Annotated in this window: 17 protein-coding genes and 2 tRNA genes; 5 read left to right on the forward strand and 14 right to left on the reverse strand. The window is 74.2% G+C overall.

Translation table 11 applies throughout. The features are described 5' to 3' along the window. Window positions 1-71 precede the first annotated feature (71 nt). The gene (locus tag AS188_RS11915) at window positions 72-3,803 is read right to left on the reverse strand and encodes a ribonuclease E/G (protein ID WP_058859036.1); all 3,732 of its coding nucleotides are present in this window, start codon (window positions 3,801-3,803) and stop codon (window positions 72-74) included. A 452-nt stretch (window positions 3,804-4,255) separates the two neighbouring features. On the opposite strand from AS188_RS11915, the gene AS188_RS11920 reads away from it, so the two are divergent. Beyond that, window positions 4,256-4,888 carry a vitamin K epoxide reductase family protein gene (locus AS188_RS11920; RefSeq protein ID WP_058859037.1) on the forward strand — a complete coding sequence of 211 codons (633 nt, stop codon included), beginning with the start codon at window positions 4,256-4,258 and terminating at the stop codon, window positions 4,886-4,888. 74 nt (window positions 4,889-4,962) lie between these two features. Here AS188_RS11920 and ndk read toward each other — a convergent pair whose 3' ends face one another. The 5 genes from ndk to AS188_RS11945 all read right to left on the reverse strand — a co-directional run bounded on the left by ndk (window position 4,963) and on the right by AS188_RS11945 (window position 11,704). Continuing rightward, window positions 4,963-5,379: a nucleoside-diphosphate kinase gene (ndk, locus tag AS188_RS11925; protein WP_058859038.1), complete on the reverse strand. Its 417-nt coding sequence runs from the start codon at window positions 5,377-5,379 to the stop codon at window positions 4,963-4,965. A gap of 41 nt (window positions 5,380-5,420) precedes the next feature. After that, window positions 5,421-5,864, reverse strand: coding sequence for a DUF4233 domain-containing protein (locus tag AS188_RS11930; protein ID WP_058859039.1), 444 nt, complete (start codon window positions 5,862-5,864; stop codon window positions 5,421-5,423). A gap of 52 nt (window positions 5,865-5,916) precedes the next feature. Further along, window positions 5,917-7,287 (reverse strand): bifunctional folylpolyglutamate synthase/dihydrofolate synthase, encoded by a 1,371-nt coding sequence (locus tag AS188_RS11935; protein WP_058859040.1) that lies wholly within the window; start codon window positions 7,285-7,287, stop codon window positions 5,917-5,919. Next, a complete protein-coding gene (ileS, locus tag AS188_RS11940; RefSeq protein WP_058859041.1) occupies window positions 7,284-10,634 on the reverse strand; it encodes an isoleucine--tRNA ligase in 3,351 nt (1,116 codons plus the stop codon). Before ileS ends, AS188_RS11935 begins: the two co-directional genes overlap by 4 nt. 296 nt (window positions 10,635-10,930) lie before the next feature. After that, the gene (locus AS188_RS11945) at window positions 10,931-11,704 is read right to left on the reverse strand and encodes an SDR family oxidoreductase (RefSeq protein WP_058859042.1); all 774 of its coding nucleotides are present in this window, start codon (window positions 11,702-11,704) and stop codon (window positions 10,931-10,933) included. Window positions 11,705-11,857: 153 nt separating this feature from the next. Between AS188_RS11945 and valS the strand changes: the two genes are divergently transcribed. Beyond that, window positions 11,858-14,494 (forward strand): valine--tRNA ligase, encoded by a 2,637-nt coding sequence (gene valS / locus AS188_RS11950; protein WP_058859043.1) that lies wholly within the window; start codon window positions 11,858-11,860, stop codon window positions 14,492-14,494. Between the two features lie 134 nt (window positions 14,495-14,628). Here the strand turns inward: valS and AS188_RS11955 are convergent, their stop codons facing one another. From AS188_RS11955 to AS188_RS11980, 6 genes are all read right to left on the reverse strand, one after another. Further along, on the reverse strand, window positions 14,629-15,234 hold the full coding sequence (locus AS188_RS11955) for a mycothiol-dependent nitroreductase Rv2466c family protein (protein WP_058859044.1): 606 nt from the start codon (window positions 15,232-15,234) through the stop codon (window positions 14,629-14,631). A 65-nt stretch (window positions 15,235-15,299) separates the two neighbouring features. Further along, window positions 15,300-16,595, reverse strand: coding sequence for an ATP-dependent Clp protease ATP-binding subunit ClpX (gene clpX / locus AS188_RS11960; protein ID WP_058859045.1), 1,296 nt, complete (start codon window positions 16,593-16,595; stop codon window positions 15,300-15,302). Between the two features lie 139 nt (window positions 16,596-16,734). Continuing rightward, a complete protein-coding gene (locus AS188_RS11965) occupies window positions 16,735-17,412 on the reverse strand; it encodes an ATP-dependent Clp protease proteolytic subunit (protein ID WP_058859046.1) in 678 nt (225 codons plus the stop codon). 55 nt (window positions 17,413-17,467) lie between these two features. Further along, a complete protein-coding gene (locus tag AS188_RS11970; RefSeq protein ID WP_058859908.1) occupies window positions 17,468-18,091 on the reverse strand; it encodes an ATP-dependent Clp protease proteolytic subunit in 624 nt (207 codons plus the stop codon). Between the two features lie 264 nt (window positions 18,092-18,355). After that, entirely contained in the window at window positions 18,356-19,792 is a 1,437-nt protein-coding gene (gene tig, locus AS188_RS11975; RefSeq protein WP_058859047.1) for a trigger factor, read from the reverse strand. Window positions 19,793-19,896: 104 nt separating this feature from the next. Continuing rightward, a tRNA-Pro gene (locus AS188_RS11980) sits at window positions 19,897-19,969 on the reverse strand. A gap of 206 nt (window positions 19,970-20,175) precedes the next feature. On the opposite strand from AS188_RS11980, the gene AS188_RS11985 reads away from it, so the two are divergent. Both AS188_RS11985 and AS188_RS11990 read left to right on the forward strand, forming a co-directional pair. Next, a tRNA-Gly gene (locus tag AS188_RS11985) sits at window positions 20,176-20,246 on the forward strand. Window positions 20,247-21,300: 1,054 nt separating this feature from the next. Then, entirely contained in the window at window positions 21,301-21,972 is a 672-nt protein-coding gene (locus AS188_RS11990; RefSeq protein WP_058859048.1) for a class I SAM-dependent methyltransferase, read from the forward strand. A gap of 237 nt (window positions 21,973-22,209) precedes the next feature. On the opposite strand, the gene AS188_RS11995 is transcribed toward AS188_RS11990, so the two are convergent. Both AS188_RS11995 and AS188_RS12000 read right to left on the reverse strand, forming a co-directional pair. Then, the gene (locus AS188_RS11995) at window positions 22,210-23,097 is read right to left on the reverse strand and encodes an Fpg/Nei family DNA glycosylase (RefSeq protein WP_058859049.1); all 888 of its coding nucleotides are present in this window, start codon (window positions 23,095-23,097) and stop codon (window positions 22,210-22,212) included. Next, window positions 23,098-23,616: a ribose-5-phosphate isomerase gene (locus AS188_RS12000; protein WP_058859050.1), complete on the reverse strand. Its 519-nt coding sequence runs from the start codon at window positions 23,614-23,616 to the stop codon at window positions 23,098-23,100. 196 nt (window positions 23,617-23,812) lie between these two features. Between AS188_RS12000 and pepN the strand changes: the two genes are divergently transcribed. Beyond that, window positions 23,813-26,383, forward strand: coding sequence for an aminopeptidase N (gene pepN / locus AS188_RS12005; RefSeq protein WP_058859051.1), 2,571 nt, complete (start codon window positions 23,813-23,815; stop codon window positions 26,381-26,383). Window positions 26,384-26,431 lie beyond the last annotated feature (48 nt).

Consider the following 26,431-nt stretch of genomic DNA (forward strand, 5'->3'; position numbering starts at 1 on the left):
CCGGGACGGGGAAGGACCCCGGCCGCGCGGGCCGGGGTCCTTCCGGGTGCTGCAGGGTCGGGCGCCGGGGCTCAGCCCTCGCCGGCGGGACGGCCGCTGGTGAGGTCCTCGGCCTTGACGCCGACGCCCACGATGGTCGGGGCACCGGAGCCCTGCGGGCGCTCCTGCCCGGCGGGCCGGGCGGGCAGCTTCGCGACGTGGCGGGCGCCCTCGGCGGCCGCGGCCTCCTCGGCGGTGACCGTCGCCTCGCCCGCCCGTCCGGCCGGGGCGCTGGCCCGGCGGGAACGACGACGGGGCCGTGCGGGCTCCTCCGGGCGGGCCGGCTCCTCCTGCCGCGGCTGCTCCGCCTGGCGGGGCTGCTCCGCCCGGCGGGCGGGCTTCTCCCGCGGGGCGCGCTCCTGCCGCGGGGCGCGCTCCTGCCGCGGGGCCGGCTCGGGCTCGGGGGCACGGCGCGCCGGGGTCTCGGCCTGCGCGTCCGCCGGGGCACCGAAGGCGTCGGCCAGGGAGTCCAGCGTCAGCCGGGCGCCCTCCGCAGGGCGCCCGGGCTGCTCGCCGGCCGCGGCGTGGCCCTGCGGGAGCTCGATGACCTCGCCCTTGATCGTCAGGCGCGACGCGGCGCCGTCCTGCTGCTCGGGCGCGGCCCCGCGGTCCTGACCGCGGTCCTCGCCACGGTCCCCGGCGCGCTCGCCGCCACGGTCCTCGCCGCGGGGCTCCTCGCGGTCCCCGGGCTCCGGCCGCTGCGCGGACTCGCCGCCCTGGCCCCGGTTGCGGCTGCGCTTGCCGCGCCGCTTCTTGCGGGAGCGTCCGGACCCCTCCGAGCGGCCCTCGCCCTCCTCGCCCCGGGCCCCCTCCGCCGCGGGAGCCGTTCCGGCCGCCGCGTCCTCGGCGGCGGTCTCGGCCGGCACCTCGTGGTGGGTGGCGGCGGCGATGGTCGCGAACGCGGTGCGGGCCGCCTCGGCCTTCGCCTTCTCCGCGGGATCCGCCTCGGCCGGGCGGGCCTCGGCCCGCGGCGGCTGCTCGGCGCCGCCGCGGCGGCTGCGCTTGCGCTCGGTGCGGTTCGGGCGCTGCTCGCGGGACTCGGAGCCGGACCCGCCGGCGCGGCCCTCGAGCGGGTGGTCGTGGACGACGACCCCGCGGCCGGCGCAGTGCTCGCACGGCTCCGAGAAGACCTCGAGCAGGCCCGTGCCCATGCGCTTGCGGGTCATCTGCACGAGGCCCAGCGAGGTGACCTCGGCGACCTGGTGCTTGGTGCGGTCGCGCCCCAGGCACTCGACGAGGCGCCGGAGCACGAGGTCGCGGTTGGACTCGAGGACCATGTCGATGAAGTCGATGACGATGATCCCGCCGATGTCGCGCAGGCGCAGCTGCCGCACGATCTCCTCGGCTGCCTCGAGGTTGTTCTTGGTGACGGTCTCCTCGAGGTTGCCGCCGGAGCCGGTGAACTTGCCCGTGTTGACGTCGACGACGGTCATCGCCTCGGTGCGGTCGATCACGAGCGAGCCGCCCGAGGGGAGGTAGACCTTGCGGTCCAGCGCCTTCTGGATCTGCTCCTCCACCCGGTAGTGCACGAACAGGTCCTCGTCCTCGTCCCAGCGCTTGAGCCGGTCCAGGAGGTCCGGGGCCACGTAGGTCACGTAGGCCTCGATGTTGTCCCAGGCCTCCTCGCCCTGGACGACCATCGTCGTGAAGTCCTCGTTGAACACGTCCCGGACGGTCTTGATGGTCAGGTCCGGCTCCGCGTAGAGCATCTCGGGGGCGAGGGTCTTGGAGGAGCCCGCCCGCTCCTGGATCTGCTCCCACTGCGCCCGCAGCCGGTTGATGTCGTGGGTGAGCTCCTCCTCGGAGGCGCCCTCGGCCGCGGTGCGCACGATCACCCCGGCGCCGTCCGGCAGCCGGTCCTTGAGGATCTTCTTCAGCCGGTTGCGCTCGACGTCGGGCAGCTTGCGGGAGATGCCGGTCATCGACCCGCCGGGCACGTAGACGAGGTAGCGCCCGGGCAGGGAGATCTGGCTCGTGAGCCGCGCGCCCTTGTGCCCGACCGGGTCCTTGGTGACCTGCACGAGCACCGAGTCCCCGGACTTCAGGGCGTTCTCGATCCGGCGCGGGCCGCCCTCGAGGCGCGACGCGTCCCAGTTGACCTCGCCGGCGTAGAGCACGGCGTTGCGGCCCCGTCCGATGTCGATGAACGCGGCCTCCATGGAGGGCAGCACGTTCTGGACCTTGCCGACGTAGACGTTGCCGATCAGGGAGTCCTGCTGCGTGTGGGAGACGAAGTGCTCGGCGAGCACCCCGTCCTCGAGCACGCCGATCTGGATCCGGTTGTCCTTCTGGCGCACGAGCATCTGCCGCTCGACCGACTCGCGCCGGGCGAGGAACTCGGCTTCGGTGATCACCTGGCGCCGGCGGCCCGTCTGGCGGGACTCGCGGCGGCGCTGCTTCTTGGCCTCGAGGCGGGTGGAGCCCTTCACGGCCACGACCTGGTCGGGCCCGGCCGGTTCCGCGCCGCGCGGGGCGCGCACGCGGGTGACGGTGTTGGGCGGGTCGTCGTCGCTGCCGCCCACGAGCTCCATGTCGACGTCCCCGCGGCGGCGCCGGCGCCGCCGCCGGCTCGTGACGGGTCCGTCGGGCTGCTCCCCGCCCTCGTCCTCGGCCTCGGCGGTCTCGGCGTCCACGCCGTCGCCCTGGTCCTCGAACGAGGCCTCCTCCTCGCGGTGGCGGCGGGCCTCCCGGCGGCGGGCCGCCCGGGCCTCCGCCGCCTGCCGGATCTGGTCCAGGTCCGGGGCGTGGAACATGATCGAGGTGGCCGTGACGGCCGAGCTCAGGGCGGTCAGGGGATCCTCGTCCTGCTCGGGCTCCGGCGCCCCGGGCTCCTGCTCCGGGACCGGCCGCTGCGCGGCGGTCCCGTCGGCGTCCGCGGGCTGCGCGGCGTGCCGGTCGGTGTCCGGCCGCTGCGCAGCCGTCCCGTCGGCGTCCCGGTGCGGGGCATCCGTCGTCCCGGGCTCCTGCTCGGCGTCCGGTTCCGCGTCCTGCGGTCCGGTGCCGCTCCGCTCCGGGGCGTCCGGCTGACGGTCACCGGGGGTGCTGCGCGGACCCTCGTCGGCTGCCTGGCCTGCGGGCTCGAGGTCCTCCGCCGCCTCCTCGGCCCCGGGCGTGCCCGGCGCCGGGTGCTCGGGCGCGGCCTCCTCCTGCGCGGCGGCCAGCGGTTCGGGCTCGCCCGGCAGGGCCGTGCCGGGGGCGACGTCGAGGACGTCGGTCTCGGTCCGCGCCGCGCCGGTCCCCTGCGGTGCCGGGGCGTCCGGCTCCTGTGCGTCCGGCTCCTGCGCGGCCGGGGCCGCGGCGGCCTGCGCCGCTGCGGCCTCGGCGCCGGCCGCTACGGGCTCCGCGCCGGTCGCGGCGGTCTCCGTGGCGGGCCCCGCTCCGGCGGCCTCCACGGCCGCACCCCCGTGACCGGCGGTGCCGGTGTCCGGAGCTGCGGCGGCGCCGTTCGCCGGGTCCTCGTGCGCCGCGGGCCCGGCTACGGGGGCCTCCTGCGCGGGGCTTCCCGCCGCGGGGTTCTCGGCCGCTCCGATCGCGGGGGCGTCCTGCCCGACGGGCTCGGCCGCGGGGGCCTCCTGCCCGGGGCTTCCCGCCGCGGGGGTCTCGGCCGCTCCGGTCGCGGGGGCCTCCTCCTCACCGGGACCGGTGGCCGGGGCCTCCTGTGCGCCGGCGGGCGGCTGCTGGCCGCGGGCCTCGTTGTGTGCGTGCTGCTGACCGGGTTCCAGGGCGTCCTGGGCCCCGGCCGGGTTCACCTGTTCGGCATCCATGTGCGAAATGTGCTCCTGCCGCGGTCCGCCGTCCGTACCCGGTGCCCGCAGCGGCTTGGTCGGCTTCGCCGGTGCGGTGCACGCGGCGGCCGGAAGTCCTGTGCGTACCCGCCGCGTCCCGCACGCCACGCGAACGGGCGGGGACGGCGACGAGCCAGTCCGCGGCTCCGAGCCGCTGCTCGCGAGGGCAGCGGTCTTGGGGCCGGCGGGGACGCGCTCAATCCGATGAGAGCCGCGGGTCCTGCGCCGGCGGTCGGAGGCCGACTGGGCCGCGTCCCGCGTACGGGCGGGTGCGACCGTGGCCATTGTCGCACAGTCGTCCTGCGCCCGGCCGGATTGTGGCGTCCGACCGGCGCCGACGCCCGGTCCCGGGCGGTGGCCGGCGGTCCCTCCGGGTGCCGGGAGCCCGGGGAGCCGGCCCGTCGCGGGGGCCCATCGCCTAGGATCGGGGCGTGACCTCGACGACGTCCTCCCTCGACGACTTCCCCGGCACCGCCCCCGCCCCGGCGGTGCGCCCGGACCGGCGCTGGGCGGGGGTGGCCCTGGCCGCCGCGGTGCTCGGCTTCTACGGCGCAGCCACGCTCGTCTACGAGCGGCTCCAGCTGTTCCTCGACGCCGGTCACCGCACCAGCTGCGACATCAACTCCTGGCTGTCCTGCGGGACGGTCATGCGCACCCCGCAGGCGGAGGCCTTCGGCTTCCCGAACCCCTTCATCGGCATCGTCGCCTACGCCGTCGTGGCGGTGATCGCCGCCGCGGTGCTCGCGGGCGCCCGGTTCGCCGCCTGGTACTGGTGGTGCGTGCAGATCGGCGTGACCCTCGGCTGGGCCTTCGTGCTGTGGCTGTGGTGGCAGACCACGTTCGAGATCAACGCCCTGTGCCTGTACTGCATGCTCGTGTGGGTCGTGCAGACGGTGCTGTTCGCCCACACCACCGCCCGCAACCTCGAGGCGGGCGTGCTCCCCGCCCCCGCGGCCCTGCGCCGGGCCGGCGGCGCGTGGGCCTGGTTCGCGAGCGCGGTGCTGCTCGTGCTGGTCTTCGGGACGGTCTTCGTCCGCTTCGCCGGGGTGATCCTGCCCGCCTGACCCTGCGGCCCCGACGACGAACGGCCCGCGGCTCCCGGTCGGGGAGCGGCGGGCCGTTCGTCGTCGGCGGGGGCTCAGCCGAACCAGATGCCGATCTCGCGCTCGGCCGACTCCGGGGAGTCCGAGCCGTGGACGATGTTCTGCTGCACCGTCCCGCCCCAGTCGCGGCCGAGGTCGCCGCGGATCGTGCCCGGGGCGGCGGTGGTCGGCTCGGTGGTGCCGGCCAGCGAGCGGAAGCCCTCGATCACCCGGTCGCCCTCGACGACGGCGGCGACCACGGGCCCGCTGCGCATGAACTCCACGAGGGGGGCGAAGAACGGCTTGCCGCGGTGCTCCTCGTAGTGGCGCTCGAGCAGCTCCTGCTCGGGGTGGACGAGCCTGAGCTCCGCCAGCCGGTAGCCCTTGGCCTCGATGCGCGCGAGCACCTGGCCGGTGAGGCCGCGGGTCACGCCGTCGGGCTTGACGAGGACGAGGGTGCGTTCCGTGGTCATGGAGGTCCTTCCGAGAGGGGTGCGGTCGTGTCCCGGTCAGCCTATCCGGCGGGGTGCTCGCGCTCCCACCGGGCCTGCGCGGCGTCCCGGGCGGCGTTCTCCCGGTCCAGGCGCGCCCCGGTGCGCACGGCGTACCACCAGGCGAGCAGGGACATCGCACCGATCACGAACATCGTGGGCAGCACGAAGCCCGTGGCCAGCAGCACGACCTGCAGGCCCCAGCCCACGGCGTAGCCCCACGGCCGGCGCAGCAGCGCCGGGGCGAGCAGCAGCACGAGGGCGAGGGCGCACCCGGCCACGAGCACCCCTGTGCGGGCCCCGGAGGACAGCTCCCGGCCGAGGAGCCCGTAGACGGTCAGCGCCGCGAAGAAGGCGATGAAGCCCTCCATCACGAGCACCGAGGAGGCGAAGGTCGTGCGGATCGACCGCCGCGGTCGCTTCTGCCCGGGGCGCCACTCGCGCTGGGCCTTGGTCATGCGTGCCACTGGGGACGGTTCCTTCCGTGCGGGCCGGGCAGCGCCCGGGGATGGGTCCGGGTCACAGGCCCAGCAGGGTCCGGGCCTCGCCGACCACGGTGATCGAGCCGGTGACCAGCACGGCGCCGTCGAACTCGGGCCGGTCGGCGGCGTCCTGGACGGCCTCGGCGAGGGCGTCGTCGAGGGTCGGCACGGCGTGCACCACGTCCTCGGGGAAGCCCAGGTCCACGGCGAGCTCCGCGAGCTCCTCCGGGTCGACCGCGCGCGGCGAGGACGAGCGGGTGAACCAGAACTCGGTGGCGTGCTCCTCGTACTCGTCGAGCAGCCCGCGCAGCATCTCCTCGACGTCCTTCTCCGCGAGGATGCCGACGACGAGGTTGAGCTTGCCGAAGGTGAAGGACTCCTGGAGGGCGGCGGCGGCCGCGCGCAGCCCGTGGGGGTTGTGCGCGGCGTCGAGCAGCACCGGGGGCGCCGTGCGGGCCACCTCCAGCCGGCCCGGGGACTCGGCGGCGCCCAGTCCGGTGCGCACCAGCTCGAGGTCGAGCTCGCGGTCCCCGCCGCCGAGGAAGGCCTCGACGGCGGCCACGGCGAGCGCCGCGTTCTCGGCCTGGTGGGCGCCGAACAGCGGCAGGAGGACCTCGGGGTAGCGTCCGGCGAGCCCCTGGATCGTCAGGACCTGCCCGCCCACGGCCGTGGCGCGGGACTCCACGCCGAACTCGATCCCGCCGAAGCGGAAGGGGACGCCGAGCTCCCGGGCCCGCTCGAGCAGCACCTGCGCGGCCTCGGGCTGCTGCGCGGCGGAGACGAGGAAGCCGCCGGGCTTGACGATCCCCGCCTTCTCGGCGGCGATCTCCTCGACCGTGTCGCCGAGCATGTCGGTGTGGTCGAGGTCCACGGGGGTCACCACGGACACAGCGGCGTCGGCCACGTTGGTCGCGTCCCAGCTGCCGCCGATCCCGACCTCGAGGACGACGACATCCACGGGGGCGTCGGCGAAGACGGCGAAGGCGAGCACGGTGAGCGTCTCGAAGTAGGTCAGCCGCGGCTGCCCGCGCCCGGTGAGCTCGGCGTCGACGAGGGCGAGGTACGGGGCGATCTCCCCGTGCACGCGCACGAAGGTCTCGTCGTCCACGGGGGCCCCGTCCACGCTGATGCGCTCGGTGACCCGGGCCAGGTGGGGGCTCGTGTACCGGCCCACGCGCAGGTCGTGGGCCAGCAGCAGCGCCTCGATCATCCGGGCGGTCGAGGTCTTGCCGTTGGTGCCCGTCACGTGCACCACGGGCGCGGCCCGGTGGGGCTCGCCGAGGACCTCCACGGCCCGGCGCACCGCGTCCAGGCGCGGGGCCATCCGGTGCTCGGGGGCCCGGGCCAGCAGCTCGGCGTAGACCTCCTCGACGGTGCCGGCCGAGGTCTCCTCGAACGCGGCGCTCACGCCTGCACCGCCCCGGCGGACGCGCCGACGACCTCGACCGCGACGGCCGGTTCGCCGGTGCGCAGCTCGAGCTCGGCGCTGAGGGTCTCCCCCGCCACGAGCCGGCGGTTGGCCTCGACGGCCGCGACGGTCGCAGCGTCCGCGGTGAGCACGGTGCGGATCCGGTCGGAGACGGCCAGGCCGGCGTCCTTGCGCGCCTGCTGGATGGTGCGCACGACGTCGCGGGCGGTGCCCTCGGCCTCGAGCTCGGGGGTGAGCGCGGTGTCCAGGACGAGGAACCCGCCGCCGGGCAGGACGGTCACGGCGCGGGCGCCGGCGGAGCCCTCGGCGACGACGGTCTCGAGCTCGTACTCGCCCTCCTGCAGGGCGGTGCCGCCGGCGACGACGGTGCCGTCGTCGTCGACGCGCCAGTCCCCGGACTTGGCGGCGCGGATCACGGTCTGCACGCCCTTGCCCAGGCGCGGGCCGGCGGCGCGGGCGTTGACCTTCAGCTGCTGGGAGATCCCGAACTGCTCGGCGGAGGCCTCGGCGGCGTCGAGCAGCTCGACGGTCTTCAGGTTCAGCTCGTCGGCCACGATGCGCTCGAAGGTGCCGGCCAGGCGGGCGCCCTCGGGGACGACGACGGTCATGCCGGCGAGGGGCTGGCGCACGCGCAGTCCGTGGGCCTTGCGCAGGGAGGAGCCGGCGGAGCAGATCGTGCGGGTCGTCTCCATGAGGGCGACGAGCTCCGTCTCCTCGGGGAACAGGGAGTCCTCCGGCCAGTCGGTCAGGTGCACGGAGCGCCCGCCGGTGAGCCCGCGCCAGATCTCCTCGGTGACCAGCGGCAGCAGCGGGGCGGCGACCCGGCAGACGGTCTCCAGGCAGGTGTGCAGGACGTCGAAGGCGGCCGTGTCCTCCGCGAAGAACCGGTCGCGGGAGCGGCGGACGTACCAGTTGGTGAGCACGTCCATGTAGGAGCGCAGCCGCTCGGCCGCGGCCCAGATGTCGTAGGCGTCGAAGGCCTCGCGGGTCTCGCGCACGAGCCGGCCGGTCACGGCCAGCACGTAGCGGTCCATCACGTGCTCGGCCTCGTGGCGCGGGCGCGCCTCGTAGCCGGCCCCGCCGTCGGCGGCGTTCGTGTAGAGGCCGAAGAAGTGGTAGACGTTCCACAGCGGCAGCAGCATCTGGCGCACGCCGTCGCGGATGCCCTGCTCGGTGACCACGAGGTTGCCGCCGCGCAGGATCGGGCTGGACATCAGGAACCAGCGCATCGCGTCGGCCCCGTCCCGGTCGAGGACCTCGGTGACGTCGGGGTAGTTGCGCAGCGACTTCGACATCTTCTGCCCGTCCGAGCCCAGCACGATGCCGTGGCTGATGACGTTGCGGAAGGCCGGGCGGTCGAACAGGGCGGTGGCGAGGATGTGCAGCGTGTAGAACCAGCCGCGGGTCTGGCCGATGTACTCGACGATGAAGTCGCCGGGGTTGTGGGTCTCGAACCACTCCCGGTTCTCCATCGGGTAGTGCACCTGCGCGTAGGGCATCGACCCGGAGTCGAACCAGACGTCGAGGACCTCCGGGACCCGGCGCATCGTGGAGCGGCCCGTCGGGTCGTCCGGGTTGGGGCGGGTCAGCTCGTCGATCCAGGGCCGGTGCAGGTCGACCTCGCCCTGCGCGTTGCGCGGCAGCCGGCCGAAGTCGGCCTCGAGCTCGGCCAGGGAGCCGTAGACGTCCCGGCGCGGGTGCTCCGGGTCGTCGGACTCCCACACGGGGATGGGGGTGCCCCAGTAGCGGTTGCGGGAGATCGACCAGTCGCGGGCGTTCTCCAGCCACTTGCCGAACTGGCCGTCCTTGACGTTGTCGGGGATCCAGTTGATCTGCTGGTTCAGCTCGACCATCCGGTCCCGGATCCGGGTGACCTCCACGAACCAGGAGGACACGGCCCGGTAGATCAGCGGGTTGCGGCAGCGCCAGCAGTGCGGGTAGGCGTGCTCGTAGCTGGCCTCGCGCACCAGCCGGCCCTGGGCCCGCAGGTCCCGGACGACGGTGCGGGCCACGTCCTTGTCGAAGACGTTCTTCCCGGCGATCCCTGCCAGGGGCGCCCCGGCGGCCAGCCGCTCGTCGGCGAACAGACCGTAGAACACCCCGGACTCGTCGAGGGAGAGCACCACGGGGATGTCGTAGCCGGCGCACACGGTCTGGTCGTCCTCGCCGTAGGCCGGTGCCTGGTGGACGAGGCCGGTGCCGTCGGTGGTGGTGACGTAGTCGGCGACCACGATCTGCCAGGAGGTGCCGGTGCCGAAGCGCTCGGCGTCGGCGAAGTAGTCCCACAGCCGGCGGTAGCGCAGGCCCTCGAGGTCCGCACCGGTGAAGCGGGCGGTGACGGCCGCCGCGGCCGCGGCGGCCGGGTCCTCCTCCGCGCCCCAGCCGAGGTCCTTGGCGTAGCCGCCCAGCAGCTCCTCGGCGACGAGGAACCGGCGCCCGGCCAGCTCGCCGGCCCCGGGCACGACCGCGTAGCGGATCTCCGGGCCCACGGCGAGCGCCTGGTTGGTCGGCAGCGTCCACGGCGTGGTCGTCCAGGCCAGGGCCTCGACGCCGGCGAGCTCGGCGGCGAGCTCCGGGCGCTTCGCCCACGAGCCGTCGCCGAGGATCGGGAAGGTCACCGTGACGGTGTGGTCCTGACGGTCCTGGTAGACGTCGTCGTCCATGCGCAGCTCGTGGTTGGACAGCGGCGTCTCGTCCTTCCAGCAGTAGGGCAGGACGCGGTAGCCGGAGTAGACCAGGCCCTTGTCGTCGAGGGACTTGAAGGCCGCGAGCACGGACTCCATGTAGTCGACGTTGAGGGTCTTGTAGTCGTTGTCGAAGTCCACCCACCGGGCCTGGCGGGTGACGTAGTCCTGCCACTCGGCGGCGTACTTCATGACCGAGGCGCGGCAGGCGTCGTTGAACGCGGCCACGCCCATCCGCTCGATCTCCTGCTTGTCGGTCATCCCGAGCTGCTTCATCGCCTCGAGCTCGGCGGGCAGCCCGTGGGTGTCCCAGCCGAAGCGGCGCTCGACGCGGCGCCCGCGCTGGGTCTGGTACCGGGCCACCAGGTCCTTGACGTAACCGGTGAGCAGGTGGCCGTAGTGCGGCAGGCCGTTGGCGAAGGGCGGGCCGTCGTAGAAGACGAACTCGTTGGCGCCGTCCTCCCCCGCCTCGCGCGCGTCGACGCTGGCCTGGAAGGTGCGGTCCTCGGCCCAGTAGGCCAGGACGCGCTCCTCCACGGCGGGGAAGCGCGGGGCCGCGGGCACGCCGGCGGCGGCGGGGTCGGTGCTCGCCCTGGGGTAGACGGCCTTCGGGGAGACGGGCGGGTTCGGCACGGTGTCCATCCTCGTTCTGACGTCGGTGCTGCTCGTGCGGGTCAGGGTGCAAGGACGCTGCCGGCCGGTGCCCCGGGGCGCAACGCGGTACCACCTCGCTTGCGGCTCCCGCTCCCGGAGGGTGCGGGGGCCGCCGCTCGTTGCCGGCTGTGACGGGCCGACCCGTCCGGTTCTACTGGGGACGCGGGGGTCCTGTTCTTCCGGAAGGCTCCCCGGTGATGGCCGGATCGACGCCTGAACTGCTCCCAGCTTAACCCACGGGCGGGCCGGGGCGGGCAGGGCCCTCCCCGGCCCGGCCCGGGCGGTCAGGCGGTGCGGATCAGCTTGTGGGGGGCCGCCTGCGCGACCGGCTTGATCGTCACGGTGTCGAGGTCCACGTGGTGGGGCAGGTTCACGGCGAAGGCGCACACCCGGGCGACGTCCTCGGCGGTGAGCGGCTTCTCGACCCCGGCGTAGACCTTCGCCGCGGCCTCCTCGTCCCCGCCCAGGCGGCGGAGGGAGAACTCGGGGGTGTGCACGAGCCCGGGGGCGATCTCGACGACGCGCACGTTGTGCTCGGCCTCCTCCAGGCGCAGGGCCTCCGTCATGGCGCGCTCGGCGTACTTCGCGGCGTTGTACCCGCCCCCGCCCTCGTAGGCGCGGTGGGCGGCCAGGGAGGTGAGGTTCAGGACCGTGCCCTCCCCGTTCTCGCGCAGGGCCGGCAGGAAGGCCCGGGTCATCCGCATCGTGCCGAGCACGTTGACGTCGTACATCCACTGCCAGTCCTCGGTGCGCGCCTCGGCCACGGTGTCCGTGCCGCGGGCGCCGCCGGAGATGTTCAGCAGGGCGTCGACCCGGCCCTGCTCCTCGAGCACCTGGTCGCGCAGCGCGGCGACCTCGTCCTCGGAGCGGACGTCGCACGGCGCGGCGATCGCCCCGGTCTCCCGGGCCAGGGCCTCGAGCCGCCCGGCGCGGCGGGCGACCGCGTAGACGGTCCAGCCGTCGCGGCGCAGCGCCCGCGCCGTGGCCTCGCCGATGCCCGTGGACGCGCCGGTGACGACCGCGACCCTTCCGGTGTGGGTGGTGTTCATCTCGCTCATGGGTCCCACGCTAGCGGGCGGGCCGCTGCGGGCCCAGGACCGCCCGCGCGCCGGGCGCCGCCGTCGCCGCGCCCGGGGCCGCGGGCCCGTCCGGTGCGCCGCCGCGCCGCGGTCCCGGCGGCGCGGCCGGGGGCTCGTGAGAGACTGGTCCGCATGGCTGACAACACGCAGGGCACAGACACGCCCGGGACCACGACCGTGACCGTCCCCGACAAGCCCGTCCTGGAGGGCCTCGAGGAGAAGTTCTCGGCCCGCTGGCGGGAGGAGGGCACGTTCCGCTTCGACCGCGACACCGAGCGCGCCCAGGTCTACTCGATCGACACCCCGCCCCCGACCGCGTCGGGCTCGCTGCACGTCGGGCACATGTTCTCCTACACCCAGACCGACGTCGTCGCCCGCTACCGGCGGATGACCGGCAAGAACGTCTTCTACCCCATGGGCTGGGACGACAACGGCCTGCCGACCGAGCGGCGGGTGCAGAACTACTTCGGCGTGCGCTGCGACCCCACGCTGGCCTACGACCCGGACTACCAGCCCCCGGCGAAGCCCGCGAAGAACGAGCGGGACTTCGAGCAGGTCTCCCGGCGCAACTTCATCGAGCTGTGCGAGCGCCTCGCCGTCGACGACGAGAAGGTCTTCGAGGACCTCTTCACCCGCCTGGGCCTGTCCGTGGACTGGGACCTGACCTACCGCACCATCGACGACCACTCCCGGCGGATCGCGCAGAAGGCGTTCCTGGACGACCTCGCCGCGGGCAACGCCTACCTCGCCGACGCCCCCACCCTGTGGGACGTCACCTTCCGCACCGCCGTGGCCCAGGCCGAGCTCGAGGACCGGGAGCGCCCCGGGGCCTACCACCGCGTGGCCTTCGCCCGCCCGGACGGGCAGCCGGTGCACATCGAGACCACCCGCCCCGAGCTGCTGCCCGCCTGCGTGGCCCTCGTGGCCCACCCCGACGACGAGCGCTACCGGGGCCTGTTCGGGACCACGGTGACCTCCCCGCTGTTCGGCGTCGAGGTGCCGGTCGTGGCCCACCGCCTGGCCAAGCCGGACAAGGGCTCGGGCATCGCCATGATCTGCACCTTCGGCGACCTCACCGACGTCGTCTGGTGGCGCGAGCTCGACCTGCCGACCCGCCCCGTGGTCGGGCGCGACGGCCGCATCCTCGCAGAGACCCCCGAGTGGATCCGCGGCGAGGGCCCCGCCGCCGCCTACGCCGAGCTCGCCGGCAAGACCGTGTTCTCCGCCAAGGAGCGGACCGTGGAGCTGCTGCGCGAGGCCGGCGCCCTCGAGGGCGAGCCGAAGCAGATCGTGCACCCGGTGAACTTCTACGAGAAGGGCGACAAGCCCCTCGAGGTCGTCACCTCCCGGCAGTGGTACATCCGAAACGGCGGGCGCGACGCCGCCCGCCGCGAGCGCCTGCTCGCCCGCGGCGCCGAGCTGGCGTGGCACCCGGCGTTCATGAAGGCCCGCTACGACGACTGGGTCGAGGGCCTCAACGGCGACTGGCTGATCTCCCGGCAGCGCTTCTTCGGCGTGCCGATCCCCGTCTGGTACCCGCTGGACGCCCAGGGCGAGCCCGTCTACGACGAGCCGATCCTGCCCTCGGCCGACCGGCTGCCCGTGGACCCGGCCGCCGAGCCGGCCCCGGGCCGCGAGGAGTCCGAGCGCGGCCGTCCCGGCGGCTTCACCGGCGACCCGGACGTGCTCGACACCTGGGCCACGTCCTCCCTCAGCCCCCAGATCGTCACCGGCTGGGCCACCGACCCGGACCTGCACGCGAAGACCTACCCCATGGACCTGCGCCCGCAGGCCCACGAGATCATCCGCACCTGGCTGTTCTCCTCCGTGGTGCGCGCCGACTCCCTCACGGACTCGCTGCCGTGGAGCGACGCGACGATCTCGGGCTGGGTCCTGGACCCGGACCGGAAGAAGATGTCCAAGTCCAAGGGCAACGTGGTCGTGCCCACCGACACCCTGGAGAAGTTCGGCTCCGACGCCGTGCGCTACTGGGCGGCCTCCGCCCGGCTCGGCGCGGACACCGCCTTCGACGAGGGGCAGATCAAGATCGGGCGCCGGCTGGCGATCAAGCTGCTCAACGCCTCGAAGTTCGTCCTCGCCCAGGGCGTCACGGAGGCCTCCGTGCTCGGTGCCGGGGCCGACGCCGGCACGGTCGCCGACCCCCTCGACCGGTCGCTGCTCGCGCGGCTGGCCACGGTCGTGGAGCGGGCCACCGAGGCGTTCGAGAACTACGAGTACGCCCGCGCCCTGCAGCTGGCGGAATCGTTCTTCTGGACCTTCACCGACGACTACGTCGAGCTGGTCAAGGACCGGGCCTACGGCGCCCGCGGGGAGGCCGCCCAGGCCTCCGTGCACGCGGCCCTGGCGACGACGCTGGACGCACTGCTGCGGCTGTTCGCCCCCGTGCTGCCCTTCGCCACGGACGAGGTGTGGTCCTGGTGGCGCGCCGGCTCCGTGCACCGGGCCCCGTGGCCGGACGTCGCCGCGCTCGCCCCCCTCGCCGAGGGGGCGGACCCCGAGCTGCTCACGACCGTGGGCGAGGCCCTCTCCGGACTGCGCAAGGCCAAGTCCGAGGCGAAGGTCAAACAGCGCACCGCCGTGCGCACCGCGGTGATCACCGGCTCCGCCGAGGAGGTCGCCCGGCTCGAGGCGGGTCTGGGCGACCTGCGCGCCGCCGGCAACGCCGCCGAGCTGCGGCTGGAGGCCGGTGAGGCCGGGGTGGGCGTGCGCGACGTCGAGCTCGCCCCCGCCGAGGAGCCCGTCCGCTGACGGGCGCGCCGTCCCGGGGCCGCGCGTCCCGGGACGACGCCCTCCCGGCACGCCCCGGGCACGACGAGGGCCCGGCCGCTCACGGGAGCGGCCGGGCCCTCGTCGTGCCGGCGGACGGGTGCCCGGCGGGCGCCTCAGTCGAAGATCGGGTCGACCGTGCGGGAGCGCTTGAGCTCGAAGAACCCGGGGTAGCTCGCCAGGGCCACGGCGCCGTCGAACACGCGCCCGGCCTCCTCGCCCGTGGGCGCCGGGGAGAGCACGGGCCCGAAGAAGGCGGTCCCGTTGACGGCGATCACCGGGGTCCCGACGTCGTCGCCCACGCGGTCCTGGGCCTCGCGCTGGGCGGCGCGCACGAGGTCGTCCCAGCGCTCGTCCCCGGCGGCCTCCGCGAGCTCGGCGGGCAGCCCGACCTCGGCCAGGGACTCGGCGATCACCACTGCGAAGTCCTTCTGCCCGCCCGGGTGGATGCGGGTGCCCATGGCGTCGTAGAGCGCCTTGACGCACGCCGGGCCGTGCTGTTCGCGGGCGGCGACCAGCACGCGCACCGGGCCCCACGCCGAGCGCAGGAAGCGCTTGTAGCCCTCCGGCAGCTCGTCGCGGCCCTCGTTGAGCGCGGCCAGGGACATGATCCGCCACTCCACCTCGACGTCGCGGACCGTCTCCACCTCGAGCATCCAGCGCGAGGTCATCCACGCCCAGGGGCACGCGGGGTCGAACCAGAACTCCACCTTCTCAGCCATCCGTCATCCTCTCGTCGATCGGTCCCCGCCGGGCCGGCGGGGCCTCCGGGGAGTACAGCCGGGGCTCAGGCGGTTTTGTTCCGCTGCTGCTCCTCGCGGATCATCTCGTGGGTGATGATCTCCGGCTCGGCCTCCTTGGCGACCGCCTCGGCGGTGACGAGCACGGCGGCGATGTCGTCGCGGCTGGGCAGCTCGAACATCACCGGCTGCAGGACGTCCTCGAGGATGGCGCGCAGCCCGCGGGCGCCGGTCCCCCGCCGGATCGCCAGCTCGGCCACGGCGGTGAGGGCCTCCGGGTCGAAGGTCAGCTCGACCCCGTCGAGCTGGAACATCTTCCTGTACTGCTTCACCAGGGCGTTGCGCGGGGTGGTGAGGATGCAGGTGAGGTCGTCGACCGTGAGCTCCCGCAGCGTGGTGACCACGGGCAGGCGGCCGATGAACTCCGGGATGAGGCCGAACTTCAGCAGGTCCTCGGGCATGACGTCGGCCATCACGTCGTCGCGGGGGGCGGCCTCCTTGAGGGCGGCGCCGAAGCCGATCGAGGCCCGCCCCGCCCGGGAGTCCACGATGTCCTCGAGCCCGGCGAACGCGCCCGCCACGATGAACAGCACGTTCGTGGTGTCGATCTGGATGAACTCCTGCTGGGGGTGCTTGCGCCCGCCCTGCGGCGGCACGGACGCGACCGTGCCCTCGAGGATCTTCAGCAGCGCCTGCTGCACGCCCTCGCCGGAGACGTCCCGGGTGATGGAGGGGTTCTCGGACTTGCGGGAGATCTTGTCGATCTCGTCGATGTAGATGATGCCCGTCTCGGCGCGCTTGACGTCGTAGTCGGCGGCCTGGATGAGCTTGAGCAGGATGTTCTCGACGTCCTCGCCGACGTAGCCGGCCTCGGTCAGGGAGGTGGCGTCGGCCACGGCGAAGGGGACGTCGAGGCGGCGGGCCAGCGACTGCGCGAGGTAGGTCTTGCCGGAGCCGGTGGGGCCCACGAGGAGGATGTTGGACTTGGAGATCTCCACGTCCTCGTCCCCGGCGGCGGTGGCCAGCGACAGCGGCTTGCCGCCCTCGCCGGCGCGCACGCGCTTGTAGTGGTTGTACACCGCCACCGACAGGGCGCGCTTGGCGCGGTCCTGGCCGATCACGTACTGCTGGAGGTGCTGGTAGATCTCGTGGGGGGTGGGCAGCTCCTGCTGCTCGAGGTCCTTGACCTCGCTCAGCTCCTCCTCGATGATCTCGTTGCACAGCTCGATGCACTCGTCGCAGATGTAGACCCGCGGGCCCGCGATGAGCTTGCGCACCTGCTTCTGGCTCTTGCCGCAGAAGGAGCACTTGAGCAGGTCCGCGGTCTCGCCGATGCGCGCCATGAATGAAGTCCTCTGGTCAGGGTACGGAGGTCCTCGACCCAGGATAGGCGAGGACCGGGGAGGCGCCCAACACCGCGACGCCCCGGGGCGCGGCGACCGCTCGGGTCGCCGCGCCCCGGGGCGAAGGCCGTCCGGCCGGTCAGCGGGTGACGGTCGCGGGCTTGTTCGCCTTGCGCGACTCGAGGACGTGGTCCACGATGCCGTACTCCTTGGCGGCCGCTGCGGTGAGGATCTTGTCGCGCTCGATGTCGCGGTTGACCTCCTCGGCGGTCTTGCCGGAGTGCAGCGCCAGGGTCTCCTCGAGCCACTCGCGCATGCGCATGATCTCGTTGGCCTGGATCTCGATGTCCGAGGCCTGCCCGCCGCCCTGGCCGGACATCGCCGGCTGGTGGATGAGCACGCGGGCGTTGGGCAGCGCCAGGCGCTTGCCCGGGGTCCCGCCGGCCAGCAGCACGGCCGCCGCGGAGGCGGCCTGGCCCAGGCACACCGTCTGGATCTCGGGACGGATGTACTGCATGGTGTCGTAGATCGCGGTCATCGCCGTGAACGACCCGCCCGGGGAGTTGATGTACATCGTGATGTCCCGGTCGGCGTCCTGCGCCTCGAGCACCAGCAGCTGGGCCATGACGTCGTCGGCCGAGGCGTCGTCGACCTGGACGCCCAGGAAGATGATGCGGTCCTCGAACAGCTTGGTGTAGGGGTTCTGCCGGCGGTAGCCGTACGGGGTGCGCTCCTCGAAGTCGGGCAGCACGTAGCGGCTGGTCGGCAGGGCGGCGGCGGAGCCGGCCGTGGACGTCGGTCCGTGGGTGGTGATCATCGTCCTCTTCCTCGAAGGTCTCGGGTGTGCTGCCGGGCGTGCGGGAGGCCCGGCGCTACTGCTGGTCGTCCTGGCGGTCCTGGTCCTTCATCGTGCCGCCGCCGCCGGCCATGGCCCCGGCCGAGCTGGCGATGTGGTCGAAGAAGCCGTACTCGAGGCCGCGCTGGGCGTCGAACCAGTTGTCCCGGTCGTTGTCGCGCAGGATGGTCTCCAGGCTCTGGCCCGTCTGCTCGGCGGTCAGCTCGGCCAGGCGGTGCTTCATCGACAGGATCAGCTCCGCCTGGACCTTGATGTCGGAGGCGGTCCCGCCCATGCCGCCGGAGGGCTGGTGCATGAGGATCCGGGCGTTGGGCGTCGCGTAGCGCTTGCCCTTGGTGCCGGAGGACAGCAGGAACTGGCCCATGGACGCGGCCAGGCCGGTGGCGACCGTGACGACGTCGTTGGGGATCAGCTGCATGGTGTCGTAGATGGCCATGCCCGCGGTGACGGAGCCGCCCGGGGAGTTGATGTAGAGGAAGATGTCCGCCTGCGGGTCCTCCGCCGAGAGCAGGAGCATCTGCGAGCAGATGAGGTTGGCGTTGTCGTCGCGCACCTCCGAGCCCAGCCAGATGATCCGCTCCTTCAGGAGCCGGTTGTAGACGAAGTCGTCCTGGGCGCCCACCACGGTGGTGCCCTGCATGCGCGGCGCGGAGGAGCGGGGGGAGCCGGAGAACGGCTCGTGAGCGGAGGTCATGGGACGATACCTCTTTCCTGCGTGGGGTCCGGTGGGATCTCTGAGACAGCACACTAGTGCCCGCCCCGTCCCGGCCCCCGCCCCCGGCGGGGTTGTTCGCTGATGGCGCATGGTGCCCGGCCCCCGGCCACGGACGAGGGCGCCGCCGTCCCCTGCTCGGGAACGACGGCGCCCTCGTCGCGTGCCGCCCGGTGCGGGCGGCTCAGCGGGTCACTTCGCGGAGTCGGCGCTGTCCGCGGACTCGGCGGAGTCGGCCGACTCGGGCGAGTCGGCGGACTCCGGGGACTCGGCGGAGCCGTCCTCGGCGCCCGGGGTCGGGGCGGCGGTGGTCTCCTCGGGAGCCGGCTCACCGGCCTCCTCGCCCTGGGGGCTGACGAAGGAGGACAGGTCCACGGCGTTGCCCTCGGTGTCGGTGACGGTCGCGTACTCCAGCACCTTGGCCAGGGCCTTGCGGCGGCGCACCTCGCCGACCATCATCCCGGCCTGCCCGGAGGAGTCCAGCAGCTGCGCGAACTGGTTGGGGTCCATGCCGTACTGCTGGGACATGCTGATGATGTAGTCGATCAGCTCGGACTGCTCGACGCCGATCTCCTCGGCCTCCGCGACCGCGTCCAGCACGATCTCGTTGCGGAACGCGGACTCGGCGTTGCGGCGGACCTCGTCGCGGTGCTCCGCGGTGTCGTGGTCGGCCTCGGCCTGCGGGTTGTCGAAGTGCTGGGTGATCTGCTCCTCGATCACGGACTCCGGCACGGGGACCTCGACCATCTCGATCAGCTTCTCGAGGACCTTGTCGCGGGCCTCGACGCCCTGGTCGACCACGGAGGACTCGGCGGCCTGCTTCTTCAGGTCGGCCTTGAGCTCCTCGATGGTGTCGAACTCGGAGGCGAGCTGGGCGAACTCGTCGTCGGCCTCGGGCAGCTCGCGCTCCTTGACGGCGGTGACCTCGACCTTGACGGTCGCCTTCTCGCCGCTGTGCTCGCCGCCGGCGAGCGTCGTCTCGAAGGTGGCGTCCTCGCCGGCGGACAGGCCGGTGATGGCCTCGTCCATGCCGTCGAGCATGGTCCCGGCGCCCACCTGGTAGGACAGGTCGTTGGCGGCGTCGACCTCCTCGCCGTCGATGAGGGCCTGCAGGTTCAGGGTCACGAAGTCGCCCTCGGCGGCCGGGCGGTCCACGGTCTTGAGGGTGCCGAAGCGGGCGCGCAGCTCGTCCAGGGCGTTCTGCTCGTCCTCGGCGGAGGCCTCGCGGGCCTCGACCTCAACGGCCAGGCCCTTGTAGTCGGGCAGCTCGATCTCGGGGCGCACGGTGACGTCGATCTCGACCTTGGCGTCGGCCTCGCGGGCGCTCTCCTCCGGCTTGGCCAGGACCTCGACCTTCGGCTGGGTCAGCGGGGTGATCTCGTTCTCGGCGAGCGCCTGCTGGAAGAAGGTGTTGAGGCCCTCGTTGAGCGCGTTCTCGACGACGAAGTCGTAGCCGACGCGCTGGTCGATCAGGCGCGCGGGCACCTTGCCGCGGCGGAAGCCCGGGACCTGGATCTGCTCGGCGAGCGACTTGTAGGTCTGGTCGATGAACGGCTTGAGTTCCGCGAACGGGACGTCGACCACGATCTTGACCTGGGTCGGGTTGAGTTTCTCGACGGCGCTCTTCACTCGCTGTACTCCTGGTGGTAGTCGGTTGGATGTGCTCTGGACCGCGCGGCGGTCCGGACAGTCAGAAAGCAGCTGCCCAGCTGGGCCGGGCAACCGCTCCAACGTCGGGGCGACAGGACTCGAACCTGCGATCTCCTGCTCCCAAAGCAGGCGCGCTAGCCACTACGCTACGCCCCGGTTCCTGCAGCCTGCGCTGCGACCGCGTGGCCCGGCGCTCGGCACGGACCACGGGGAGTCTACCGGTAGCCCGGACCGGGCCGCGACCTGACCCGCCCGCCGTCGCCCGTTCCCGCCGGGCCGTGAGCGCGCACGGGAGGCCCGCCGGGACGGACGGGAATTTGACACCGCGCCCGCCGCGCCGGTTAATGAAGAGGCACCCGCACGGGGATGTAGCTCAATGGTAGAGCCTCAGTCTTCCAAACTGATTACGCGGGTTCGATTCCCGTCATCCCCTCCCCCGCCCGGTACACCGGGCCCCGAGCGCCCCGGTCCCGCTGGACCGGGGCGCTCCTCCCGTTCCGGCTTCGTCGGCCCCGCCCCCGCACCGACCTCCGCCCCGGTCCGGCTGGACCGGGGCGCTCGCCCCGTTCCGGCTTCGTCGGCCCCGCCCCCGCACCGACCTCCGCCCCGGTCCGGCTGGACCGGGGCGCTCGCCCCGTTCCGGCTTCGTCGGCCCCGCCCCCGCACCGACCTCCGCCCCGGTCCGGCTGGACCGGGGCGCTCGCCCCGTTCCGGCTTCGTCGGCCCCGCCCCCGCACCGACCTCCGCCCCGGTCCGGCTGGACCGGGGCGCTCGCCCCGTTCCGGCTTCGTCGGCCCCGCCCCCGCACCGACCTCCGCCCCGGTCCGGCTGGACCGGGGCGCTCGCCCCTTTGCAACCCCGCTGGCCCCGGGCCTTCACACCTGACGCCCCGGTCCCTGGGTGCACGGTGGTCCAGTCTTCCGGTGATCCGCTGCGCTCGGTCCGCGGTCTCCACCCCCGTCCCGCCACCACTGACGCCGAGCCCCCTCTGGTCCGGCATTTCCCCCGTCGCGCAACGGGGGAAATGCCGGACCAGAGGGGGCTCGGCCGCTGGAATGGGGAATCGACGTGAGGACCTGCGCCGGGCAGGGGGACTCGACGGCAGCCCGGTAACAGCTATGGGGACTCGGCCGTCGACAGGGGGATTCGGCGACAGCACCCGCGATGGTCGTGGGGACTCGGCGGTCGACGTGGGAACCCAGCGGCGACCCCTGCGGCAGGCACGGGAGCTCGACTGCCCGGGTGGGGGCGCGGCGCCAGCCCCCTGCAGCGGGCTTGGGGGCTCGGCTGTTCACCTGGGGACTCGGCGACAGCACCCGCAATGGTCGTGGGGACTCGGCGGTCAGGTGCCGCCGACGGGCGCGGGGTCCGGCGGAACGCGGTGCCGCGGCGGAGCTGCCACGGCGGGGTACCGCGGCCCGGGGCCGCGGCCCGGGGACAGCGCGGTGCCCGGGACACCGGGGGCGGACCGGGCGTATCCTGCCGCCATGTCCAGCTGCTGCGGGCCCGCGGGCTACGAGCGCGTCTTCGGCCCCCGGTTCGCCCACCACCTGGCGCGCCGCTACCGCCGCCGCGGCCTCGACCGCACGGCCCGCAAGGTCGCAGGCCTGCTCACCGCGCAGGGGATCACCGGCGCCACCGTCCTGGAGATCGGCGGCGGCGTCGGCGACCTGCAGCTCGAGCTGCTGCGCCGCGGGGTGGAGCGCACCACGAACCTCGAACTGGTGGACTCCTACGAGGCCGACGCCGCCGCGCTGGCCGCCGCGGCCGGGCTCGGCGACCGGGTCGTGCGCCGCCGCACGGACCTCGCCGTGGATCCGGGGGCCGTCGGCGTCCACGACGTCGTGGTGCTGAACCGGGTGGTGTGCTGCTACCCCGACCACGAGCGGCTCCTGACCGCTGCGGCCGGCCGGACCGGGCGCCTGCTGGTCTTCAGCCACCCGCCCGGCGGAGCGCTGGGGCGGGCGGCGGCCGGGGCCCTCAACCTGGTCTACCGCGCGGCGGGCTCCCCGTTCCGCAACTACGCCCACTCCCCCGCGGCCATGCTCGCCGTGCTCGACCGGTGCGGTCTGGAGCCCGTGGTCTCGCTCCGCGCCCCGGTCTGGCGCGTGGTGCTCCTGGCCCGCACCGGACCCGGGCGGGAGCACGCCGGCGCGTGAGCCCCTCGGCAGGCAGGAGCACCCCGGCAGGCAGGAGCACCCCGGCAGGCAGGAGCACCCCGGCCACCCCGCCGGCAGGAGCACGCCGGAGCGTGCGCCCCGCCCTGGTCCGGACGGCGCCGTCGGATCAGCGGCGCCGCGGCACGGGCGAGTGAGGGCGGAGCGCCTGCGGCACGACGGCAGGGGCGAGCCGGGGTGGACCGCCGACGGGGCGCACCGCCGGGAGGGCGGCGGGGCTCAGCGCTGGCAGGTGGGGCACCAGTAGAGAGTGCGCGCCTCGAGCGGCGCCGCCGCCACCGGTGTCCCGCAGCGCCGGCACGGGAGCCCGGTGCGCCCGTAGACGTAGTGGGCGTGGTCGGGCCAGGCCCGCTCCTCGGGGATCCCCGGACGGTCGACGGGGTCGGTGGTCACGATCCGGCCCAGCCGCACGCCGGTGCGCATCAGCGCGACGTTCTCCGCCCACAGCTCCTCCGCCGTCGCGCGGTCGAGCGAGCGACCCGGGGCGGCCGGGTCCACGCCGCGGCGGAAGAGCGACTCGGCGCGGAAGATGTTGCCGATCCCGGCCACGACCGCCTGGTCCATCAGCAGCGCCCCGACCGGCCGGCGGCTGCGGGCGAGCGCCGCCAGGAACGGCTCCGGGTCCGCCGCCGGGTCCAGCGGGTCGGGGCCCAGCCGGGCCCGGGCCGCGTCGGCCTCGGCGCGGGTCTCGAGCACGCACAGGGAGGGCCCGCGCAGGTCGGCCCACCCCTCCTCGCCGACCAGCCGCACCCGCACCGCCCCGACCGGCGGGGGCACCGAGAGCGGGCCGTCGGCGGGAGTGTCGTCGTCGTCCTCCCGCTCCCCGATCCGGCGCGGGGCGCCGATGGAGGAGGCCCCGCGGAAGCGCTCCGTGCCGCCGAAGCTCCACGCCCCGTACAGGCCCAGGTGCGAGCGCAGCACCCGGTCCCCGGCGAAGTCGAGGAACAGCTGCTTGCCGTGCGCGCGGGCGTCCTCGAGCACGGCGCCGTCCAGCGCCGCCGCCCCGGCCGCGAAGCGGCCCTGGGGGGAGCTGACGGCCAGGGCCTGGCCGGCGAAGCAGTCGGCGAACTGGCGGGCGAGGCGGTGGACCGAGTGGCCCTCGGGCACTCAGGCGCCCCGGGCGGGGAACGTGCGCGGGGCGAGGTCCTCGAGCCGGCCCGCGACCGTGCCGGTCGTCTCGTACTCGGCGATCTGGCCGATCCGGCGCACGTGGCGCTCGTCGCCGGAGAAGGGCTCGTCGAGGAACGCGGTGACGATGGCCAGCGCCTCCTCCTGCGAGTGCTGGCGCCCGCCGACGGCCACGACCTGGGCGTCGTTGTGCTGGCGGGCCAGGCGGGCGGTGTCCAGGTTCCAGGCGAGGGCGGCGCGGATGCCCGCCACCTTGTTCGCGGCGATCTGCTCGCCGTTGCCCGACCCGCCCAGCACGATGCCGAGGGCGTCCAGGCCCTGCTCGCGGTCGGCCCGTACCGCGAGCGCCGCGGCGATGCAGAACGCCGGGTAGTCGTCGAGGGCGTCGTACTCGGCCGGGCCGTGGTCGACGAGCTCGTGGCCGGCGGCGGTGAGCTGCTCGACGAGGTAGCGGGAGAGGTCGAGGCCGGCGTGGTCGGTGGCGATGTGGACGCGCATGGGCGGGTGCTCCTGGGCTCACGGGGACGGGGAGGGGCCCGCCGCGGCGGGCCCCTCCCAGGGTAGTCGGCGCGGGGAGCGCCCGGAGGGCCCGTGGGCTCCCTGGCCGGGACGGGGACGGCTGTCATAATGGGGGAATTCCCGCGGCCGGGAGGCCGCGGTCGTCCCCCTGACCCCGACGAGAGGACGGCACGCCGTGCCCGGAACCAACCTGACCCGCGAGGAGGCCGCCGAGCGCGCCTCGACCGTGGCGGTGGACGCCTACGAGGTGGTCCTCGACCTCACGCGCGGGGAGCGGATCTTCCGGTCGACGACGACGGTGCGGTTCCGGGCGACCCCCGGCGCCTCGACCTTCGTGGACGCGATCACCGACGCGGTGCACTCCGTGGTGCTCAACGGCCGGGCGCTGGACCCGGGCGAGGTCGCCGACGGCGCGCGGATCCGGCTCGGGGAGCTCGCGGAGCACAACGAGCTGACGGTGGACGCGGACTTCCGGTACATGACCACCGGCGAGGGCCTGCACCGGTTCGTGGACCCCGTGGACCAGGAGGTCTACCTCTACTCCCAGTTCGAGGTCGCCGACACGCGTCGGGTCTTCGCCGTGTTCGAGCAGCCCGACCTCAAGGCCCGCTTCGCCTTCACGGTCACCGCCCCGGCCCACTGGACGGTGGTCTCCACGCAGCCCACCCCCGAGCCGGAGGCCGCCGGGGAGGGCGCGGCCACGTGGCGCTTCGCCCCCACTCCCGTGGTGCCCTGCTACGTCACCTCCCTGATCGCCGGGCCCTACGCCTCCGTGCACGACGAGCTCACCAGCGCCGACGGCCGGCGCATCCCGCTGGGGCTCTACGCGCGGCGGTCCCTGATGGACCACGTCGAGGCCGAGGAGATGTTCGCGATCACCAGGGCGGGCTTCGCGTTCTTCGAGGCGCAGTTCGGCCGGGCCTACCCGTTCGAGAAGTACGACCAGCTGTTCGTGCCGCAGTTCAACGCCGGGGCGATGGAGAACGCCGGGGCCGTGACCTTCGTGGAGCTCTACGTCTTCCGGTCCAGGCCCACGCAGGCGCGCGTGGAGCGGCGGGCCGTGACGATCCTGCACGAGCTGGCGCACATGTGGTTCGGGGACTTCGTGACGATGCGCTGGTGGAACGACCTGTGGCTCAACGAGTCCTTCGCGGAGTACATGTCCACGCTCGCCGCCGCCGAGGCGACCCGGTTCACCGCGGCCTGGACGACCTTCGCCGCCGGGGAGAAGTCCTGGGGCTACGAGCAGGACCAGCTGCCCACGACCCACCCCGTGGTCGCCCCGATCCGTGACCTCGAGGACGTGCTCGTCAACTTCGACGGCATCACCTACGCCAAGGGCGCCTCGGTGCTCAAGCAGCTCGTCGCCTGGGTCGGCCAGGAGCAGTTCATGGCCGGGCTCGCCGAGTACTTCCGGGCCCACGCCTGGGGCAGCACGGAGCTGTCCGACCTGCTGGCCCAGCTGGAGCGGGCCAGCGGGCGCGACCTCGACGACTGGTCGGCGAAGTGGCTGGGCACCGCCGGGGTCAACACGCTCGTGCCGGTCGTGGCCGAGGACGACGACTGCGTGATCCGCTCCTTCCGGATCGAGCAGACCGCCCCGGAGGAGCACCCCGTGCTGCGCCCGCACCGGCTGGCGATCGGCTTCTACGACCACCTCGACGGCCGGCTGGTGCGCACCCACCGGCTCGAGCTCGATGTCGACGGGCCCGTCACCGAGGTGCCCGAGCTCGTCGGGCGGGAGCGCCCCGACCTCGTGCTGCTCAACGACGACGACCTCGCCTACGCCAGGATCCGCCTGGACGAGCCCTCGCTCGACACCGCCCTGACCCACCTGGGCACCTTCGAGGACTCGCTGCCGCGCGCCCTCGTGTGGGGCTCGGTGTGGGACGGCGTGGACGACGGCGAGACCGCCGCCCGCCGCTACGTGGAGCTGGTGCTCGGCAACATCGCCCGGGAGACCGAGTCCACGACCCTGCAGGTCCAGCTGCGCCGGCTCGAGACGGTGCTGGAGGGCTACGTGGCCGCTCCCGCCCGCGAGGCCGTCCAGCGGGAGGCCGCCGAGCGGCTGCAGGAGCTGACGGAGTCGGCGGAGGCTGGGTCCGACCACCAGCTGCAGTTCCTGCGGGCCTTCGCCCGGCAGGCCCGCACCCCCGCCCAGCTCGACGTGCTCGAGGAGCTGCTGGCGGGCCGGCGCGAGCTGCCCGGCCTGCCCCTGGACACCGACCTGCGCTGGGCCGTGCTGACCGGCCTGTGCGCCGGCGGCCGCCGGGGCGAGGCCGACGTGGACGCGATGCTGGCCGAGGACAACACCGAGAACGGGGCGATCGCCGCCGCCCGCGCCCGCGCGGCGGTGCCCACCGCGGAGGCCAAGGCCCGCGCCTGGCAGCGGATCATGGTCGACGGCGACCTGCCCAACTCGCTGCAGGAGGCGGCGATCGACGGCTTCCGCACCGCGGCCGACCCGGCGCTGCTCGAGCCCTACGTGGGCCCCTACTTCGCGGCCGTCCCCCAGATCTGGCGCACCCGCACCCACGAGCTCGCCCAGCAGATCGCCGGCGGGATGTTCCCGAACCTGCCCGAGCCCTCCGTGCTCGTGGCCGCGGACGCGTTCCTCGCCGAGCTGCCCGAGGACCTGCACGGGCTGCGCCGGATCGTGCTCGAGCAGCGCGACGCGGTGCACCGCGCCGTGCGCGCCCAGCAGGTCGACGCCCGGGCCGGGGCGGCCGCGCAGGTGCAGGCGTGAGCGCCGCGCAGGACCGGGGTCCGGCGGAGCGCCCCGCGGACGGGCCGG

The sequence above is a fragment of the Kocuria flava genome (assembly GCF_001482365.1).
Classification (GTDB): Bacteria; Actinomycetota; Actinomycetes; order Actinomycetales; family Micrococcaceae; genus Kocuria; species Kocuria flava.